The sequence below is a fragment of the uncultured Maricaulis sp. genome (assembly GCF_947259345.1).
Lineage (GTDB): Bacteria > Pseudomonadota > Alphaproteobacteria > Caulobacterales > Maricaulaceae > Maricaulis.
Genome location: NZ_CAMYLS010000013.1, coordinates 29,901 through 47,135 on the forward strand (window position 1 = coordinate 29,901; position 17,235 = coordinate 47,135).

General features: G+C 62.5%; 15 protein-coding genes and 1 tRNA gene. 7 read left to right on the plus strand and 9 right to left on the minus strand.

Features of this window, described 5'->3' with window-relative positions:
• Positions 1 to 19 precede the first annotated feature (19 nt).
• Positions 20 to 2,050, minus strand: a complete 2,031-nt coding sequence (locus tag Q0X62_RS06500; protein ID WP_297732956.1) for a PAS domain-containing protein — start codon at positions 2,048 to 2,050, stop codon at positions 20 to 22.
• A gap of 228 nt (positions 2,051 to 2,278) precedes the next feature.
• Here Q0X62_RS06500 and Q0X62_RS06505 point away from each other — a divergent pair, with 228 nt between their 5' ends.
• A complete protein-coding gene (locus tag Q0X62_RS06505) occupies positions 2,279 to 2,494 on the plus strand; it encodes a hypothetical protein (protein ID WP_297732959.1) in 216 nt (71 codons plus the stop codon).
• Positions 2,495 to 2,524: 30 nt separating this feature from the next.
• Here the strand turns inward: Q0X62_RS06505 and ccmI are convergent, their stop codons facing one another.
• The 5 genes from ccmI to Q0X62_RS06530 are packed head-to-tail and all read right to left on the minus strand — an operon-like array spanning position 2,525 to position 7,872.
• A complete protein-coding gene (gene ccmI / locus Q0X62_RS06510) occupies positions 2,525 to 3,361 on the minus strand; it encodes a c-type cytochrome biogenesis protein CcmI (RefSeq protein WP_297732962.1) in 837 nt (278 codons plus the stop codon).
• Positions 3,358 to 3,834 carry a cytochrome c-type biogenesis protein gene (locus Q0X62_RS06515; RefSeq protein WP_297732965.1) on the minus strand — a complete coding sequence of 159 codons (477 nt, stop codon included), beginning with the start codon at positions 3,832 to 3,834 and terminating at the stop codon, positions 3,358 to 3,360. The genes ccmI and Q0X62_RS06515 overlap by 4 nt, the downstream gene beginning before the upstream one ends.
• Positions 3,831 to 4,364: a DsbE family thiol:disulfide interchange protein gene (locus tag Q0X62_RS06520; RefSeq protein ID WP_297732968.1), complete on the minus strand. Its 534-nt coding sequence runs from the start codon at positions 4,362 to 4,364 to the stop codon at positions 3,831 to 3,833. Before Q0X62_RS06520 ends, Q0X62_RS06515 begins: the two co-directional genes overlap by 4 nt.
• Complete coding sequence (locus tag Q0X62_RS06525) at positions 4,361 to 6,343, minus strand: heme lyase CcmF/NrfE family subunit (protein WP_297732971.1); 1,983 nt, start codon at positions 6,341 to 6,343, stop codon at positions 4,361 to 4,363. The genes Q0X62_RS06520 and Q0X62_RS06525 overlap by 4 nt, the downstream gene beginning before the upstream one ends.
• Positions 6,344 to 6,402: 59 nt before the next feature.
• Entirely contained in the window at positions 6,403 to 7,872 is a 1,470-nt protein-coding gene (locus Q0X62_RS06530) for a sodium/proline symporter (protein WP_297732973.1), read from the minus strand.
• 175 nt (positions 7,873 to 8,047) lie between these two features.
• Here Q0X62_RS06530 and Q0X62_RS06535 point away from each other — a divergent pair, with 175 nt between their 5' ends.
• The 3 genes from Q0X62_RS06535 (at position 8,048) to Q0X62_RS06545 (ending at position 10,299) form a co-directional block, all read left to right on the plus strand.
• Positions 8,048 to 9,268 (plus strand): acyl-CoA dehydrogenase, encoded by a 1,221-nt coding sequence (locus Q0X62_RS06535; RefSeq protein ID WP_297732976.1) that lies wholly within the window; start codon positions 8,048 to 8,050, stop codon positions 9,266 to 9,268.
• Positions 9,269 to 9,382: 114 nt separating this feature from the next.
• Entirely contained in the window at positions 9,383 to 10,117 is a 735-nt protein-coding gene (locus Q0X62_RS06540) for a tetratricopeptide repeat protein (protein ID WP_297732979.1), read from the plus strand.
• A gap of 91 nt (positions 10,118 to 10,208) precedes the next feature.
• A tRNA-Ser gene (locus tag Q0X62_RS06545) sits at positions 10,209 to 10,299 on the plus strand.
• Between the two features lie 77 nt (positions 10,300 to 10,376).
• Here the strand turns inward: Q0X62_RS06545 and Q0X62_RS06550 are convergent.
• Complete coding sequence (locus Q0X62_RS06550) at positions 10,377 to 10,877, minus strand: hypothetical protein (RefSeq protein WP_297732982.1); 501 nt, start codon at positions 10,875 to 10,877, stop codon at positions 10,377 to 10,379.
• Between the two features lie 529 nt (positions 10,878 to 11,406).
• Between Q0X62_RS06550 and Q0X62_RS06555 the strand changes: the two genes are divergently transcribed.
• A complete protein-coding gene (locus Q0X62_RS06555; protein WP_297732985.1) occupies positions 11,407 to 11,868 on the plus strand; it encodes a pseudoazurin in 462 nt (153 codons plus the stop codon).
• A 129-nt stretch (positions 11,869 to 11,997) separates the two neighbouring features.
• Here Q0X62_RS06555 and Q0X62_RS06560 read toward each other — a convergent pair whose 3' ends face one another.
• On the minus strand, positions 11,998 to 12,975 hold the full coding sequence (locus Q0X62_RS06560; protein WP_297732989.1) for an oxidoreductase: 978 nt from the start codon (positions 12,973 to 12,975) through the stop codon (positions 11,998 to 12,000).
• A 161-nt stretch (positions 12,976 to 13,136) separates the two neighbouring features.
• On the opposite strand from Q0X62_RS06560, the gene Q0X62_RS06565 reads away from it, so the two are divergent.
• Positions 13,137 to 14,519, plus strand: coding sequence for a cytochrome P450 (locus Q0X62_RS06565; protein WP_297732992.1), 1,383 nt, complete (start codon positions 13,137 to 13,139; stop codon positions 14,517 to 14,519).
• A gap of 68 nt (positions 14,520 to 14,587) precedes the next feature.
• A complete protein-coding gene (locus tag Q0X62_RS06570) occupies positions 14,588 to 15,652 on the plus strand; it encodes an NAD-dependent epimerase/dehydratase family protein (RefSeq protein ID WP_297732994.1) in 1,065 nt (354 codons plus the stop codon).
• Between the two features lie 101 nt (positions 15,653 to 15,753).
• On the opposite strand, the gene Q0X62_RS06575 is transcribed toward Q0X62_RS06570, so the two are convergent.
• A complete protein-coding gene (locus Q0X62_RS06575) occupies positions 15,754 to 17,133 on the minus strand; it encodes a hypothetical protein (RefSeq protein WP_297732998.1) in 1,380 nt (459 codons plus the stop codon).
• Positions 17,134 to 17,235 lie beyond the last annotated feature (102 nt).

Below are 17,235 nucleotides of genomic sequence, written 5' to 3' on the forward strand. Positions count from 1 at the left end.
CAAACATTCTATGTATGGATCAGCTCGGGTCGCTATCGCCAGTCATAAGCGAATAGCGATCAACCGGCTCCTTCGGTAAGGAAATTGTAAAACACGCGCCCTCTCCCGGGCGTCCCTCAGCGCGAATCGCGCCGCCATGGCGCTCAACAATCCGCTGACACAGGGCGAGCCCGACACCGCTGCCGGGATAGTCGCCCCGGCCATGGAGGCGGCGGAAGACTTCGAAGATCCGTTCGGCATGCTTGGAGTCGAAACCAATCTCGTTATCACTCACGCTGATGCAGCAATCCCCCCCGGCCTCCTCCACCCGTATGACCACGCGTGGCGGGCGACCTTCCGCTCGGTATTTCAGCGCATTGCCCACCAGGTTGACAAAAAGCTGGCGCAGCAGGATCCGGTCGCCGACCACGTCCACATCATCGGACCACTGGATGTGTCCGTGACAATCGTGGACCGCGAGCTCGAGATCCTCGCAAACCTCACCCATCAAATCGTCAAGGGCCAATTTTTCGAGCTTCAGTGGTACATGTGAGGAGCGCGAGTATTGCAGCAGGTCGCGGATCAACCGCTGCATGCGCTGAGCGGCGTCCACCATGGTGTTGACCATGCCGCTGCCACGGGCATCCAGGGCATCGCCATAATCTCTCAGCACGAGCTCGCCGAAAGCGGAAACCTTGCGCAGCGGTTCTTGCAGATCATGCGACGCGACCGAGGCGAAATGCTCGAGCTCCGTATTCGATCGCTTCAGCTCGGCCGTCTGCTGGCGCAGCCTTTGCTCATTGGCACGCTGGACCGTGACGTCCTGGATGACACCGAAGAAGCGCGACGTCTCACACCGCGCGGCCTGGAGCGCCTGCACCCAGAGCTGAATGACGCGTTCCGCCCCGTCATTCGCCCGGACGAAACGCAGCACTTGCGACGTCAGGCGCCCGGAGCTCAGCGCCTGACGGACCAGCCGCCGCGCCTCAGCTTGGTCTTCCGGATGGACGCGAGCGAGCAGACCCTCGAGTGAGAGCTCGAACGCGGTCCGGTCAAGGCCGAGGATTGTAAAAACCTCGTCGCTCGCCATACCGCGCCGGGCCGTCGGATCGATGTCAACATAACCGACCTCTGCGGCCTCACCGGCCATTTCCATCATGCGAAGGCGGTCGCTAGCCCTCATTTCTGCATTCTTGCGCTCGGTGATGTCATCGATGGAGCCGGCCATGCGAACGGCAGGACCGTTGATGCTCCACTCCGCCTGGCCGCGTGCGCGTACCCAAAAATAATGGCCGCTTTCATGCCGCAGGCGGTATTCGATATCGAAGGGTGTTTTCTGGGCCAGATGTGCATTGACGGCACGCAATACTGCGTCCTGATCGTCCGGATGAACGCGATCAACAAAATCATCGAATGTCGGCTTGAAGTCCGAGTCCGTGATGCCGACCAGCTCGAGAAAACGGGGGGACCACACCAAGACGTCGGTTCGGACGTCCCACAACCACAAACCCACGGCCGACCCCGTCACGGCAAGCGACAGGCGCCAGTCGGCTTCCCGCAGGGCGAGGTGGTGGCTGATCAGGGCTCCTGCCGTCTCGAAGACAGTGATTTCGGCGGTCGAGAACGGGCGATCACGCCGCTCAGGCGCCGTCAGGTTCAGCGTGCCGTATACCTCACCATCAACAAAGAGGCGAACGCCCAAATAGGTTTCCAGCGACAGTTCGCGATAGCAGGGGTGATTGGCAAAAATGCTGTCTGCAGCCAGGTGCACATAGAGCGGCCGCGCAAGCGCAATCACCCGTTCGCAATAGGTCTGCGGCAGTTCGAAGGTCTGACCGACCCCGATTTCGCCGCTCTCGTCTCGCACGAATTCGACATCATAGCGCTCACCATCGATCCGCGAGATGATGGCAAGCGGTAGCTGAAAATAATCGGCTACGACCTGCAAAAGCGCGTCAATGCGCGTCTCATGATCACCCTTACCCTCAGAACTGGATTTCACCAGTTTCAAAAGGGTTTCCTGCGCGTACGCATCATGCGCTGCGCGGCCTTCACTGATCGGCTGGTCCATTTAGTCTCAAACACCGACCGACTCCCCAATCAAGCCAATCGGTCTCACCTCGCCCTATCGCGCAAGGTTAAAGGCAGGACCCGCAGGGGACAAGCAACCTCAGGGAGCAAGAAAGCCCGCCAAGTCAGCCAAAAACAGAATGTTTATCGTTTCTCGGGATGGACGCACGGCGTTTCTTACGCTTTCGTAACGATACTGGCTATTCGATTCATCGCTGGGGAGCTGTTGATGAGAACGAGAGCGATCATTCTGGGGAGTGCAGCGACCGCTGCGCTTGTTGTCGCAAACTTCCTGCCGAGCGTGGGCAGTGCTGTCGCGGAACGCACGCAGATTCCGGACCATGTTTATGAAGAGGCGGAGCGTCAGCTCGATGTCTTTGTGTCCTGGGCTCGCAATGAAGCCGCTGTTCCGGACATGGACAACCGCGAAATTCCGGCCTCCTGAGGCCTGACAGGGTTAATCAAGCGGCATGCCTCAAGGTGTGCCGCTATCCGTTTGCGCCGCCTCACGCGCGGCGTTCAGACGGGCTTCGATCATGCCGCGATAGGCAGCATCCGGTTCCGCGCTGTCAAGAATGTCCTGCCAGGCCGCCAGCGCTTCTGTTTCCTCGCCATCCTGATAACGCGCCTCCGCCATGAAGAAGCGCGCCCGGACATCGTCCGGATCAACATCAAGCGCCCGGGCAAACGCCTCACGGGCGGCCGGCGTCATGTCCCCACCCGCCTCGAACAGGCGGGCCTGACCGAGTGAGGAAAACAGAAAGGCGGACCCCGTCTCCCAATCGATCGCATTCTCGAAGGCGTCGGCGGCAATAGAGTAGCGACCGATCTGCATATTGGCCTGACCGAGTACGGCCCAACCCTGCGGATTGTTCGGATTTTCCTCGAGGCTGGCGCGCAGATTGGCCAGCTCGGTCATGATCGCCTGAGCCTCTTCGGGAAGCTCCGGCGCCCGGGCCGGCTCCATGCCGACAAGGAAAGGGCTTCCCAGCGTCATGTAAAGTGCCACTGCCGCAATCGCCGCCACGCCTGATCCGGCGATCAGGCCCTGTCGCAAACGGGTAGAGGCGGCCCCCTCTTCGGACTCACTGGTTGAGGCGACCTGACTCATCCGACGGCGAATATCCAGCTCGGCCTGCCGGGCGGCCTCGGCATCGATGAAGCCGAGTTCGCGATCCCGCGCGAGTTCGGCCAGCTGACCGGCAAACACGTCCTGGCCGTCAGATATTCGTTGCGACCCACCACGCAGAACCGGCAGGACAAGGACAAGCACGACGATGCTGGCGATCGCGGCCACCAGGAACCAGATCATGACTGCCCTTCCTCATCTCGCAAGCGTGCCAATTCGGCCTCGTCTTCGCCATCCATCCTGATCCCGGCCTGCCTGGCTTGCCGGCGCACGAAACTGACCAGCACGGCACCCCCGCCAATCAGTGCGATAAAAGGCAGGAGCCACAGGAACAGGGTGTTGGCCTGCAATGGCGGGGTCATCAAGACATAATCGCCATAACGCTCACGAACCCAGGCCAGAACCTCGGCATTGCTGTCACCAGCCAGAAGTCGCTGGCGCACCTTGTCCCGCATGTCCGCCGCAAGTGCCGCATTGCTCTCATCAATGCTCTGACTCTGGCAGACCACGCACCGCAAGTCGCGATACAGTTCGCGGGCCCGGATTTCCATACCGGGATCCACCATCTGCTCGTCCGGCGGCGGCGAGGCCAGGGCGACCGGGGAATAAGTCAGCACGACCAGAAAAATGGTCAGTATCAGCAGATCGGGCCTCATTCGACTTCCAGCGCCTCAATCATGGGCAAAAGCGTGTCGCGCCAGACAGTCTCGTCAATCACGCCGACATGGTGAAAACGGACCCGGCCCTGACGATCAATGAGAAAGGTTTCCGGTGCACCGGTAATGCCCAGTTCGAAAGCCAGATCGCCTTCGGGATCATCCCCGACGCGCTGGTAGGGATTGCCATTGCGCGCCAGCCAGGCCGCCCCGGCACCCGGCTCGTCCCGCCAGTCCACACCAAAGATCGGAACGCGCCCGGACCGACTGATCTGCATCAGCATCGGATGCTCGATCTCGCACGGCGGACACCAGCTGCCAAAGACATTGACCAAGGCCACCTGCCCGTCCAGATCGGCATTCGAAAAGCCCGGCTCGCCCTCGGCAATGCCTGGCAAGTCGAAGACTGGCAATGGCCTGTCAATCATCCGACTTGGGATCGAAGACGGGTCTTCGCGAAGGCCCAACGCAAAATAAACGCCCATCACGATGAAAATTGCCAGGGGCAGAAAGAGAAAGACGCGATTCATTCCGCTGGCTCCGGATTGGCGGCCCTGGCTTTCGGCTTCGCGGCCAGGGCACGGCGTCCCCGGTCCGAGAGCGACAACAACCCGCCCAGGCCGAGCACCGCCGATCCGATCCACAGCCAGACGGCAAACGGGTAGAGATAGACATGCACCGGCCAGCCATGCTCCGGGCTGGGCTGCCCGATGGTGACATAGACATCGCCGCTGGCCCGGGCATGAATGGCGGACTCGGTCGTCGACATGCCGCGCACCGGATAGAGACGTCGCTCGGCGGTCATGTTGGCCACCACGCGCTGCCCGCGCCGAACCGTGAACTCGCCCCGCTCCGCGACATAGTTCGAGCCTTCATATTGCTGCACATCGTCCAGCGTGATCGCAAGCTCGCGGATATCGAGATGCTGACCCGGCATCAGGAAGGCACTCGCCTCCTGCTTCCAGGCGCTCACACCGGTAATGGCGAAAACCACGATGGCAACCCCGAAATGGGCGACCGCCATGCCCCATATACCCAGCGGCAGTCTCGCCGCTCGGGCGAGAGAGGCAGAAAAGGCGATCTCTCCAAGTTTGAAGCGCTTGGCGAGGTCGGTCAGCACGCCGAGCGCGATCCAGATTGCCAGTGCGGTACCCAGCGCGCCCGCGACCAGACCGCGATCGGCGATCCAGAAGGCGGCAATCGCGCCGGCCAGCGCGGCCATCCCGGCCGGCGCCAGATCCTTGAGGACGGGCATCAACTTGCCGCGCTTCCAGGCCAGCATGCCGGAGATCGGTACGAGGATGAGCAAGGCCCCGACCATGGGGTTGAAGGTACTGTTGTAGAAGGGCGCACCGACCGTCACGGTCTCATCACTCACCGTGGTGATGAAGAGCGGATAGAAGGTGCCGAAAAAGACCAGCGCACACGACGCGGCCAGAACCAGATTATTGACCAGCAACGTGCTCTCGCGACTGATCTCCGAAAACAGGCCGGTCGGTTTGAGCAGATTGGCCCGCAGGCCGTAGATCAGCAAAGAACCACCGATCAGCGCGACCAGGATGGCCAGGATGAACACGCCGCGCTCGGGATCGACGGCAAAGGCGTGCACCGAGGTCAACACGCCCGAGCGCACCAGGAAGGTTCCGACCATGGACAGCGCGAAGGTCAACAGGGCGAGGAGGATCGTCCAGGCCTTCAACGTGTCGCGCTTTTCCATCACCCGCAGGGAATGGATGAAGGCCGTTCCGGCCAGCCACGGCATGAGCGAGGCATTCTCGACCGGGTCCCAGGCCCACCAGCCACCCCAGCCCAGCTCGTAATAGGCCCAGCTGGCGCCCAGAGCGATACCGATGGTGAGAAAGGTCCAGGCCGCCAGCGCCCAGGGGCGCACAATGCGGGCCCAGCGGGCATCGACACGCCCCTCGATCAGGGCCGCAACAGCAAAGGCGAATGTGATGGAAAAGCCGACATAGCCCGCATAGAGCATGGGCGGGTGCGAGGCGAGACCGGGGTCCTGGAGTAGCGGATTGAGATCCTGGCCATTCTCCGGCCCGGGCCACAGACGGGCGAAGGGGTTGGAGGTGAAAAGCAGGAAGGCCGTGAAGGCGGCGGTGATCAGCGACTGGACCGCAAAGGTCAGCGAGATCAGACGCGCCTCGACCGGCTTGGCCGACCAGGCCAGCGCCGCGGTATAGGCGGTCAGGATCAGCGCCCAGAGCAGCATCGAGCCTTCGTGATTCCCCCACACCCCGGTCAGCTTGTAGAGGAAGGGTTTGTCGGTATGGGAGTTCTCGGCAACCACGAGCGCGGTGAAGTCCGATTGCGCGAACAGCACGGTCAGGCAGGCAAACGCCGCCAATACCAGAACAAACTGCGCGATCGCCCCGGTGCGTGCAAAGCCGTGCACAACGGCGTCGCCGGTCCGCAGCCCGGCAAAAATGGCCACCGACTGGAAGAGCGCGACCACGAAGGCCAAGATGAGGGCAAACTGCCCGAGTTCTGCAATCATGCCGCCGACTTGTTACGGGATGGCGCGCAGGTCAAGGCGCGAGGTGTCGCAGGGTGGCATCACGCACGCACCCGCATCCGCCCGAACCACAGGATCAGCAGCGCCGGCATCCACGGGAAGACTCGCTCGAACGGATCACCGGGCAATTGCGCCCATTGCGTTGCCATCGCCGCCGGGCCTCGCAAGCTGGCCGGGTCGAGGGCACCCATCGCATTGAAGAAGACGGTGAGACCGAAGCCGACAATCATCGCCGCGAGCACCGCCAAATGGCCCGATTGCACGCCGACCACCCGCATCACGATGACCGGACCGAAGGCCGCACCGAGCGCCGCCCAGGCGAACAGGACGCGCGCAAAAATCGTGGATGGCAGGGCCAGCGTCATCCAGACAGCAATCAGCGCGATTGCCACCATGACCACACGCGAGACCAGGACTTCCCGTCCGGCAAAACGCCGCGACACGCCCAGATCCCGGCTGACCGCCGCGGCGGCTACCAGGAGGATGGAGTCCACCGTCGACATCACCGCAGACAACACCGCCGCGATCACCAGCCCGCCGATGATCGGCGGCAGGTAGTCACGCGCGACCTGGTAGAAGAGCGCTTCACCATTGGATCCGGCGCCAACCAGGGCGCGGCCGGAGAGGCCGAGAATGGTCATGCCGGCAAAAACGAGAACCGCCCAGACAATCGCGATCTGGAAGCCGCGCATTCGGGCTGCCTCATCCTTCACCGCCATCAAACGCGTGATCAATTGCGGCTGACCCAGCGCGCCCAGACCGACACCCCAGACACCGATCACGAAACCGGCCAGCAGCATGACCGGCATGTCCCCGCCGAAGCTGAGAAAAGCGGAACTCTCATTGGCTGCGAGCGTGGCCAGGACTTCGGATGGTCCACCCGCCGCCATGAGCGCGGCGATGGGCAGAAGAATCGCGACCACCAGCATTAACGCGCCCTGCAGCATATCGGTCACGCTGACCGCCCAGAATCCACCAAGCAGGGAGTAGAGCAAAACGATGCCGGCGCCGACCAGGACGGACTCCATTTGCGGCAGGGCAAATTGTGTCTCGAAGGCCTGGGCGGCAGCACCGAACTGCGCCGCGATATAGAAGATGAAACAGAACAGGATCATCGCCGCCGCGACGGCACCAATCAGTCGCTTGCCGCCGACGGATTGCCCCCCGGACAGGAAATCCGCCGTCGTCACATGCCCTTCCCGCGCGGTCTCCTCGCGCAGGCGCCGGCCGAACCACAGCCAGATGGCGACATAGCCGGCCCAGATTCCCGGCACCATCCACAGGGCCGACAAGCCGTTGAGATAGACGAAGCCGGAAAAGCCCAGCAACACCCAGGCCGAGGAGGTCGATGCGGCGTAGGACAGGCCAGCCACCCAGGGACCCAGCCCCTGCCCGGCAATGAAAAAATCGCTCTCGGTCGTGTTTCGGGACGACGCCCAGACACCGACGCCGACAAGTACGAGCTTGTAGGCAATCAGTGTGGCCAGAACGATCAGGCTTTCCTGCGACATCCATCCCTCCCCGAACGGTGCCCTGCGAGCCGCATTCGCCTCGCTTTGCACTACCTCTAGCCGTGTTTGCGATATCACGCCAAGTCGAACGGCGCCGGCGACTTGCTCCGCGCTCCGTGCCCGGCTAATCCGGCATCAAAGTGAAACACAAACTGCCCGAGGAAATGGAGACATCATGACCGACAAGCCGACGCTGAAAGCCAAGGATGCTCCGGATCTGGGTTCGTTTGATTGGCAGGACCCCTTCCGCCTCGATGACCAGCTCACCGAGGAAGAGCGCATGGTGCGCGATACCGCCCACAGCTATGCCCAGGGCAAGCTGCAGCCGCGCGTGATCGACGCCTATCGCGAGGAAAACACCGACCCCGCCATCTTCCGCGAAATGGGTGAGCAGGGCCTTCTGGGCTGCACCCTGCCGGAAGAATATGGCGGCGCCGGGCTTGGCTATGTCGCATACGGTCTGGTGGCGCGCGAGGTTGAGCGGGTCGATAGCGGCTATCGCTCCATGATGTCGGTCCAGTCCTCCCTCGTCATGTATCCGATCTATGCCTATGGCTCGGAAGAGCAGCGCCGGAAATACCTGCCCAAGCTGGCCTCGGGCGAATGGATCGGTTGTTTCGGCCTGACCGAGCCGGATGCCGGCTCGGACCCGGCCGGCATGAAAACGCGCGCCACCAAGACAGCGACGGGCTACACGCTCAACGGCGCCAAGATGTGGATTTCCAATTCGCCCATCGCCGACGTATTCGTTGTCTGGGCCAAGTCGGACGCCCATGACGGCAAGATCCGCGGCTTCGTTCTGGACAAGGGCATGAAGGGCCTCTCAGCTCCGAAAATCGGCGGCAAGCTATCCCTGCGCGCCTCGATCACCGGCGAAATCGTAATGGACAATGTCGAGGTCGGCGAAGACGCCCTCCTGCCACATGTCTCTGGCCTCAAGGGCCCGTTCGGCTGTCTCAACCGCGCCCGCTACGGCATTTCCTGGGGCGCCATGGGCGCGGCGGAATTCTGCTGGCATGCAGCGCGCCAATACGGGCTCGACCGGCACCAGTTCAACAAGCCGCTGGCCCAGACCCAGCTCTTCCAGAAGAAGCTGGCCAACATGCAGACCGAGATCACGCTGGGCCTGCAAGGCTCCCTGCGCATCGGTCGCCTGATGGACGAGGCGAAGGCCGCACCGGAAATGATCTCGATCATGAAGCGCAATAATTGCGGCAAGGCGCTGGATATCGCCCGCATGGCGCGTGACATGCACGGCGGCAATGGCATTTCCGAGGAATTCCAGGTCATGCGCCACATGGTCAATCTGGAAACGGTCAATACCTATGAAGGCGCCCACGATGTCCACGCCCTGATCCTCGGACGGGCGCAGACCGGCTTGCAGGCGTTTTTCTAGGGCCCGCGCGCTCGACCGGGAATTTGCCCACAGGCACGCCACTCCCGCCTTGCGGGCTGTCTTGCCCCTTGCAACTCAATCGCTTACACCGGTGAGACTGGCGGGGGGACATACATGCCGATTCTGATGGGACTTCACATCCTGGTGGCGCTGGCCTGCGCGGTTCACGTCATTCGAACGCAGCGCCAAATGTACTGGATCATGATCCTGTTCATCTTCCCGGCCCTGGGGTCACTGGTCTATGTGCTGGCAGAAGTCCTGCCTTCTCTGGCTGGTAGCCCCTCGGCCCGCAAGGCCGGCTCGGTGGCAAGCAAGGCGCTCGACCCCGGCCGCGAGGCGCGCGACGCGCTGGTCCAGGTGGAGATCAGTCGGACACCGGGGAATATGCGCCGGGCCGCCGATGCGCTGCTCGCCAGCAATCGCCCGGCGGACGCCCTCGTCATGGCGAGGGAAGCGGCAACCGGCGCTTTCGCGGAAGATGGCGCGATGATGTTCACCCTCGCCCGCACGCTCTACGAGACCGGCGAATTCGGCGAAGCCCTCGATCAGCTCGAAGCCATGCAGGCCGCTCATCCCGATATCCGCCACCCCGAGGCGCATCTGCTCTATGCCCGCACGCTGGAAGCGCTGGGACGCCTGGACGAGGCCGCGGCCACCTATGCCAGCGTCTCCGACTATTTCCCCGGTCCGGAAGCCCGCGCGCGCTGGGCCATGCTGCTGGAAGCCAGTGGCGATCAAGACAATGCCCGGGCCCGCTGGAACGAGATTCTCGCCGCCGCCCGCCATGCGCCCAAATTCGTCAAACGCACGCATCGTCGCTGGCTCGACATGGCCCGGGCCCGCGCCTGAGCGTCGCTCTCTTCCGCCAGCCTGCAATCCATGCGGCAATTGCCGCAACTCGCACTTGATGCCCGCGCCGCCGCATTCTAAACCCGTCAGTGGAGAGGTGGCCGAGTGGTCGAAGGCGCTCCCCTGCTAAGGGAGTGTGCGCCAAAAGCGTACCGTGGGTTCGAATCCCATCCTCTCCGCCACTTCCTTACCCTTTGAATCCAGTCGACTTATCACGCCAACCGCGGCCCAAGCGGGTTGTGGGCTGGCGGATTGTCGATCAATCCCGATTGGGCGTGGTGCGGGCAGGAGTCGGATTTCGCGGCGATCGGGGCGACGGCCTTGACTGGCGGACCGGAGTTCGGGCCCCGTTTTCGGCCTCTGACTGCGGCGCGGTCTGCACCTCCCAGCCCGGATCACCACCGCCCAGTTGCGGATTATCGGCGCCATCCTGGTCGGCTTGACGGACTTCCCAACCTGGATCACCCCCACCGAGCTGCGGGTTGGCAGGCCGCTCGAGACCGACTGGACGCCCAGACGGGTTGGCGCGGCCGTCTTGCCGGTCAGGCGAGGCATCGCCGCCACTGGTCTCATTCTCGATTTCGGCCTGCTCGCGCATGACGTCCACATCGGTAACGCGGGCGCTTCCAGTCTCTTGCGTCAGTCGGCCATGATCGGCCAAGGAGGAGCCCGCAGGCGCTGCCGGCTTGTCGCCGTCCTGAGCGTTCAGCGCAAAAGCGCTCCCGGATAACACGGCCAATATTGCGAACGTGACCCGCATATCGAATTCCCCATCCCGCTTCACCTTAAGGCGGAACTGTACCAATCATCGAGCCCTTTGCCATCTAAAACCAATGAGCCGCGCGGTTCGACCAAAGCCATGCCCGAGCGACCCTCACCGACCTGCGTCAGACGCTTTCGAATAAACAGGGACACCTTGGATTCAACCGATCCGCTACAACACCCAGAGTGTTGCGCTCACCGGTTAAATCCAAGCACGCACAATTTCGGGTGTTGAAAAACCGCGGAAGGCGCAATGGCGCCGCTAAACGTCTGCGCCACCGGCACAAATCCCACCATAAATCGCTTGCCGAGAGGTCGCCGTATCCGGTTCTTCAGCTCAAGGGCGCCGCTGGCGGCGCTTCGCGGTTGCACGGGGCGCAGGGCGGCGTCTGCTCGATACCGCCCTCCGCGACAGCCTGTCTCAGCCATTTTGACGCAGCGAAAAGGCGGCGTGCCCGCCTAAGTCCTGTGTCATAGCCGGACGCATCCTCCCTGTTTCGCGTCCGACAACTGATAGGAGTAACAAGATGAAAAAACTCATTCTCTCCGCGGCGCTTGGCGCTATGGTGATGGCCCCGGCGGCATTCGCCGAGGAGCATGTGATCGAAATGCGCAATACTGGTTCCGATCGCCAACCCATGGTGTTCGAGCCCGCCTATCTCGAAATAGCGCCCGGCGACACCGTCACCTTTGTCAACGCCATGGGCGTGCACAACGCCCAGACGATTGACGGCATGCTGCCTGAAGGGGTGGAGGGCTTTGTCGGCGACATGAATAGCGATGTCTCCTTCATCGCCTCCGAGGAAGGCCTGTACGGCATCAAATGCCTGCCGCACTACGGCATGGGCATGGTCGCCCTGATCAAGGTGGGCGATGGCGAGGCGGCAAATCTGGAAGCGGCCGCCTCGGTGCGTCATCCGGGCCGGGCGCGCATCCGCATGGCCGATCTGCTGGCGCAGGCCGAGGCCGATCAGGACGCCGGCTCATAAACGCGTGGGGGCATCGCCCCCAAAAGTTGGCACGCCCGGCCGGGCGGTCTTTCGAGGCCGCCCAGTCGCGTTGTTTGAGTTATAGGGGCGGTTGGATTGGACGGGGACATGGCCGGTCGCCAAAGCGCCTCACGCCTCCGCCAGCAGCGCCTCGCTCACCACCCACAGGCGCTCGGCCGCCTCGTCATCGCACGCATGGGCGTCGACGCCGGCATAGCGGGCGAGCGGGCTGCCCGGGTCGGTCGGTGCGGCGATGTCGCAGTTTTCGCAATAAGTGCCGGGCTTTCCGTCCAGCAAAGATGAAGTGGCAGCCCAGAGCGTGGTCGAACAGCCCTGCTCCGGCGTCTTGAAACCCTGCTTGGCCAGTTCCGACAGATCGCCATTCTCATCGAGCCAGCCCAGCGCGATCATCTCCTCCTGCGGCAGATGGCGCTGCAGCGGCGTGAAGATTCCGCCCGGATGCACCGCAAAGGCCGCGCCGCCACTCGCCCTGAGGCGGCGTGACAAGGCGTTGGCGAAGAGCGCATTCGCGGTCTTGGCCTGACCATAGGCGTGCCACTTCTCATAAGGCGTTTCGTTGAACTGGATATCGTCCCAACGAATGCCGCAAATCTTGTGCGCGGTGGAGGACAGCGCCACGACGCGTGAACCGGCTTGCGAGGTAAGGCCGGGCATCAGGGCCTGGGTCAGCGCGAAATGGCCCATATGGTTGACTCCGAACTGGGACTCCCAGCCCGGCCCGACGCGCGCTTCCGGGCAAGCCATGATGCCAGCACTATTGATCAAAAGATCAATCGAGCGTCTCCCATCCAGGACATCCTCTGCGAAGCGCCGGACCGAGGCCAGATCCGCCAGATCCATCGCGGCGGTCGTCACATCCCCGGCGATACCCGCCAGCGTTTCAGCCGCTTTCTCCGGTGAACGCACCGGCACCAGAACCGACGCGCCCTTGGCCGCCAGCGCCCTCACCGCTTCAAGGCCGATACCACTATAGCCGCCGGTGACGATGGCGAACTTGCCCGCCAGATCGATATCGGCCAGCACTTCGGCCCCGCTGCTTTTGGCGTGAAAGCCCGATTGCGTCGGCACTTGGTCGGATACGGCCATGTCTCATCTCCTCGCGGTTTGCTCGTCAGACAAGCGCGGGATTGCCAACGAGACAACTCCAATTCTTGCGCCGTCGCGAACTTCGCTTGCCACGCCGCCCCGGCCCGCCCTAACGTCAAACGTGAACATTGTTCGCTTTTTGACAGGAAAGCCCCGGACCGATGCAACTCGTCAGTGACGTCATTCTGGAAGACCAGCCGCAGGTCGAGCCGCGCTTCGGTGCGCGATATCCGCCCCTGGAGGGTTTTTCGCTTTGGGATCCGCAGGCCTGGACAAGCGGCCATCCGCACGACTTCTTCCGGCGCATGCGCGAGGAAGCGCCGGTCATGTGGCAAAGCGCGGACCCGCGGCGAGCGGGTTTTTGGTCGGTCAGCCGCTATGACGACATCAAGACCGTCGAACTGGCCCCGGAAATCTATTCCTCCGAACGCGGCAGCATCAATATGTTCGTTATGCCGCGGAAGGAATGGAAGCCGAAGAAACTGATCCCGGCCGCCTTCAATTCGATCATCAATCTGGATCAGCCACAGCACATGCAGATGCGAATCCAGCAAAAGGATTATTTCATCCCGCGCTTCGTGGCCGAGCTGGGCGAGCGCGTTGATGCCAAGATTGACAGCCTGCTCGACGAGATGGAACAACACGGCCCGGTGGTCGATTTCGTCAATCTCTTCTCCCAGGAATTGCCGCTCTTCACCCTGTGCGAAATGCTCGGAATCGACGAGGCGGACCGGCCGAAAATCATCCGCTGGATGCATTATCTGGAACTGGCCAACCAGTATTTCGTCAATCCTTGGACCCTGCTCTCGCGGCGCCCCTGGTTCCCGATCAAATTCTATCATTATGTCAACGAAATGTTCGCCTATGGCGAGCGCGTCATGGCCGATCGCCGGGTCAATCCGCGGAAGGATTTGATGACCGCGATCGCCAATACCGAGATGGCCGGCAAACCGCTGCCGCAGGAATATCTCGACGGCTCCTGGCTGCTGATCATTTTCGCCGGCAATGACACGTCGCGAAACTCGCTTTCGGGAACGATCCGCCTGTTGACCGAGTTTCCGGATCAGCGGGAACGCGTTCTGGCCGACCGCTCGCTTATCCCGGCCCTGACCCATGAAGCGCTGCGCATGATCTCGCCGGTCCAGCACATGCGGCGCACGGCGATGGAGGATACCGAGCTGAACGGTCAGCGCATCGCGCGCGATGAGAAGGTCGTCCTCTGGTATCCCGCCGCCAATCGCGACCCCGACATTTTCCCTGACCCCGATCGCTTCGACATCTCGCGCGAGAATATCGACAAGCACCTCGCCTTCGGTCACGGCCCCCACAAATGCCTGGGCAGCCGGATTGCCCAGATGCAGCTCCAGCGCGCCCTGACCAAGATATTGGAGCGCTTCCCGAACATCGCCTGGACCGGCCGGCAGACCATCTCGCCAAACACGCTGGTCCATGCGATCTCAAGCTTGGAGGTCAATCTCTACGGCAAGGACGGCCAGCGCCCGACACAGGTCGCGGTTCCGTCAACCCACAAGGCCGCCGACTGAGGCATCGAGAAGCTGGCGCTTTTCCGGGATCGGACTAGTTTGACGGTGAATTTAGCTTGAGGCGCATCATGACCCAGATCAATCCCGAGAGCCCCATCCTGGTGACCGGCGGGACCGGCTATCTGGCCGGTGTCATCATCGCCAAACTGCTGGAAAAGGGGCACCGGGTTCACACCACGGTGCGGGACCCGGACAATCGGGAAAAACTCAAATATCTTGATGAGATCGCCGCCAGCGCACCCGGCTCGATCCAGTATTTCAAGGCCAATCTGCTCGATGCAGACGCCTTTGCTCCGGCCATGGCCCATTGCGAGCTGGTCATCCACACCGCCTCGCCCTTCATCGCCCATGTCGAGGATCCACAGCGCGACCTCATCGATCCGGCCGTGCAGGGCACCCGCAATGTGCTGGCCGCGGTCAGCGCGACCGAGACCGTGAAACGTGTCGTTCTGACATCGAGCTGCGCAGCGATTTATGGCGATAACAGTGATATCGCCGACATGCCCGAGGGGAAGCTCACCGAAGCGGTCTGGAATACAAGCTCCAGCCTGTCCCACCAGGCCTATTCCCTGTCCAAGACATTGGCCGAGAAGGCCGCCTGGGAAATCGTAGAAGCTCAGTCGCGCTGGGACCTGGTCGCCATCAACCCGTCCTTCATTCTCGGCCCCGGTATCAACCCGGAAGCAAGCGGCGAAAGCTATGCCATCCTGACCCAGATCGGGGACGGGACGATGGCGGCGGGCATACCGGACTTCAAGGTCGGTGCCGTCGATGTTCGCGAGGTCGCCGCGGCCCACATCGCTGCCGGCTTCACACCGGAGGCGGAAGGGCGCCATATCCTGTCCGGCCACAACACCGGATTTGTCGAGATGAGCGCCCTGCTGCGCGCGCATTTCGGCTCTTCCTACAAGTTTGGCAAGTCCACCTTGCCCAAATTCCTGGTCTGGCTGGTCGGCCCAATGATCAATCCCGGCCTGACCCGCAAAATGGTCAGCCGCAATGTCGGCATCCCCTTCCTGGCCGATAACACCAAGAGCCGCACGGCGCTGGGCGTGACCTATCGGCCCCTGTCCGAGACCCTCACCGAGCACTTCCAGCAATTGATCGAGGCGGGTCGCATCAAACCGCGCTGACATCGTCCTCGGACACGGGTTTCAGACATGAGCAGCCGCGGACCTGAAGGCCGCGGCTGCGTCTGTCCGATGATCATTGGCGATCGGCCGGAGGGATTGCGTCAGGCCAGCGCGAAGTCGTCGGTCGGGACGTAAATCGGTTCCTGGGTCTGGAAGTCCTTGGCGAGCGGCGCGTCATCGGCTCCGCCGACCACGGTGAGACTGTCCGATGTTGTCCAGCGATAGGTCACGTCCTCGCCGTTGATCTCGACCTCCGCGTCGGACAGTGAATATCCCTGCAATTCAAGTTCATCGGCAGCCGACATATCGAGGATGATGTCATTGCCACCATTGAAGATGAACAAATCACCGCCCCGGCCTCCAATCAGGACATCGTCGCCGGCACCGCCATCAAGCACATCGCTCGAACGTCCTCCGTCCAGGAGGTCATTTCCGTCGCCGCCCAGCAAGGTATCGCGGCCATGGCCCGCAATCAGTGTATCATTGCCGTCGCCGCCGTCGATCACGCCATTGGTGCGGCCGTTGCCAACAGCCTGGTAGACGTCATCGCCACCGCCGAACTCGATGCCGCCATCAATCACCCCGGCATTCTCGACAACCTCGACATAGTCACTGCCTCGGATACCGACCTCACCGGAAATCCGGCCATGATGCTCATTGATGATCGTATTGGTGGTATCGGCGGGCGGAGGCGGAAAGCCAAAGACGGCCAGGCCGGCGCCCGGATCGACTTCAATGCCGGCATCATGATCGGATGAGATCCGCCCCGAATTGGTCACGACAGCACCGTCCCAATTGAGATAGATACCGGCCGCCGAGCCCTCATTGCCGGGCACAGACGGCAAGGCCTCGCCTGTCGCTTCGATCACGCCGGTATTGGTAATCTGGGACGCCCCCGCCGCATAAATGCCGGAAGACCCATCGCCACCACTGATGATCGACCCCGTGTTCACGACCTCACCATCGCCCGAGAAGATTCCCGTCGAATAAGCGCCACTGGTCGAGATTTCGCCGTCATTGACGACGCTGTCGCTTCGCACGGCGAAGACAGCCGCCGCAGAGTCGCCATTCATCTCGATCGATCCACGCGCCGCGATCGCGCCATGTGCGTCCGGCTGATTGAGGACGAGGCCGTTGGAACCGTCGCCGTCCAGGACGAGCTCGCCGCTCAGGCTGATCAGCCCGTCGCGGACCGAAGCGCCAACCGAATTGGCGCCTGCGAGGTTGATGAAGCCCTCGATATCGACCGAGGTATCCGCGCCAACACTCAGAATACCGACATCGCCATCGCGGTCGCTTTCAATGCCGGCACCCGCTTCAAGGGTGACGGAGCTGCCATCTCCCACTGACAGAATCCCGCCCGGCTGATCTCCCCCTTCAAGCTCGATGCGCTGACCGGTCTGCAGGACGATCGCGTCGCCCGGCGTAAAGGATGCAATCGGATCAACGAACTCGATATCGTGCTTCTTCCCGCGTTTCATGACTCAACTCCCAGATAAGTCGCCGCGACGAGCCCTCCCCGCCGCAACTGCCGGGCCGACCCTGGTCCACAAGCGGTCTGAGGGTCCCGAGCGAAACCTGAT

Coding starts and splice junctions, on each gene's coding strand:
- Q0X62_RS06500 (WP_297732956.1), bottom strand. CDS start 2,050: ATGGACCAGCCGATCAGTGAAGGCCGCGCAGCGCATGATGCGTACGCG.
- Q0X62_RS06505 (WP_297732959.1), top strand. CDS start 2,279: ATGAGAACGAGAGCGATCATTCTGGGGAGTGCAGCGACCGCTGCGCTT.
- ccmI (WP_297732962.1), bottom strand. CDS start 3,361: ATGATCTGGTTCCTGGTGGCCGCGATCGCCAGCATCGTCGTGCTTGTC.
- Q0X62_RS06515 (WP_297732965.1), bottom strand. CDS start 3,834: ATGAGGCCCGATCTGCTGATACTGACCATTTTTCTGGTCGTGCTGACT.
- Q0X62_RS06520 (WP_297732968.1), bottom strand. CDS start 4,364: ATGAATCGCGTCTTTCTCTTTCTGCCCCTGGCAATTTTCATCGTGATG.
- Q0X62_RS06525 (WP_297732971.1), bottom strand. CDS start 6,343: ATGATTGCAGAACTCGGGCAGTTTGCCCTCATCTTGGCCTTCGTGGTC.
- Q0X62_RS06530 (WP_297732973.1), bottom strand. CDS start 7,872: ATGTCGCAGGAAAGCCTGATCGTTCTGGCCACACTGATTGCCTACAAG.
- Q0X62_RS06535 (WP_297732976.1), top strand. CDS start 8,048: ATGACCGACAAGCCGACGCTGAAAGCCAAGGATGCTCCGGATCTGGGT.
- Q0X62_RS06540 (WP_297732979.1), top strand. CDS start 9,383: ATGCCGATTCTGATGGGACTTCACATCCTGGTGGCGCTGGCCTGCGCG.
- Q0X62_RS06550 (WP_297732982.1), bottom strand. CDS start 10,877: ATGCGGGTCACGTTCGCAATATTGGCCGTGTTATCCGGGAGCGCTTTT.
- Q0X62_RS06555 (WP_297732985.1), top strand. CDS start 11,407: ATGAAAAAACTCATTCTCTCCGCGGCGCTTGGCGCTATGGTGATGGCC.
- Q0X62_RS06560 (WP_297732989.1), bottom strand. CDS start 12,975: ATGGCCGTATCCGACCAAGTGCCGACGCAATCGGGCTTTCACGCCAAA.
- Q0X62_RS06565 (WP_297732992.1), top strand. CDS start 13,137: ATGCAACTCGTCAGTGACGTCATTCTGGAAGACCAGCCGCAGGTCGAG.
- Q0X62_RS06570 (WP_297732994.1), top strand. CDS start 14,588: ATGACCCAGATCAATCCCGAGAGCCCCATCCTGGTGACCGGCGGGACC.
- Q0X62_RS06575 (WP_297732998.1), bottom strand. CDS start 17,133: ATGAAACGCGGGAAGAAGCACGATATCGAGTTCGTTGATCCGATTGCA.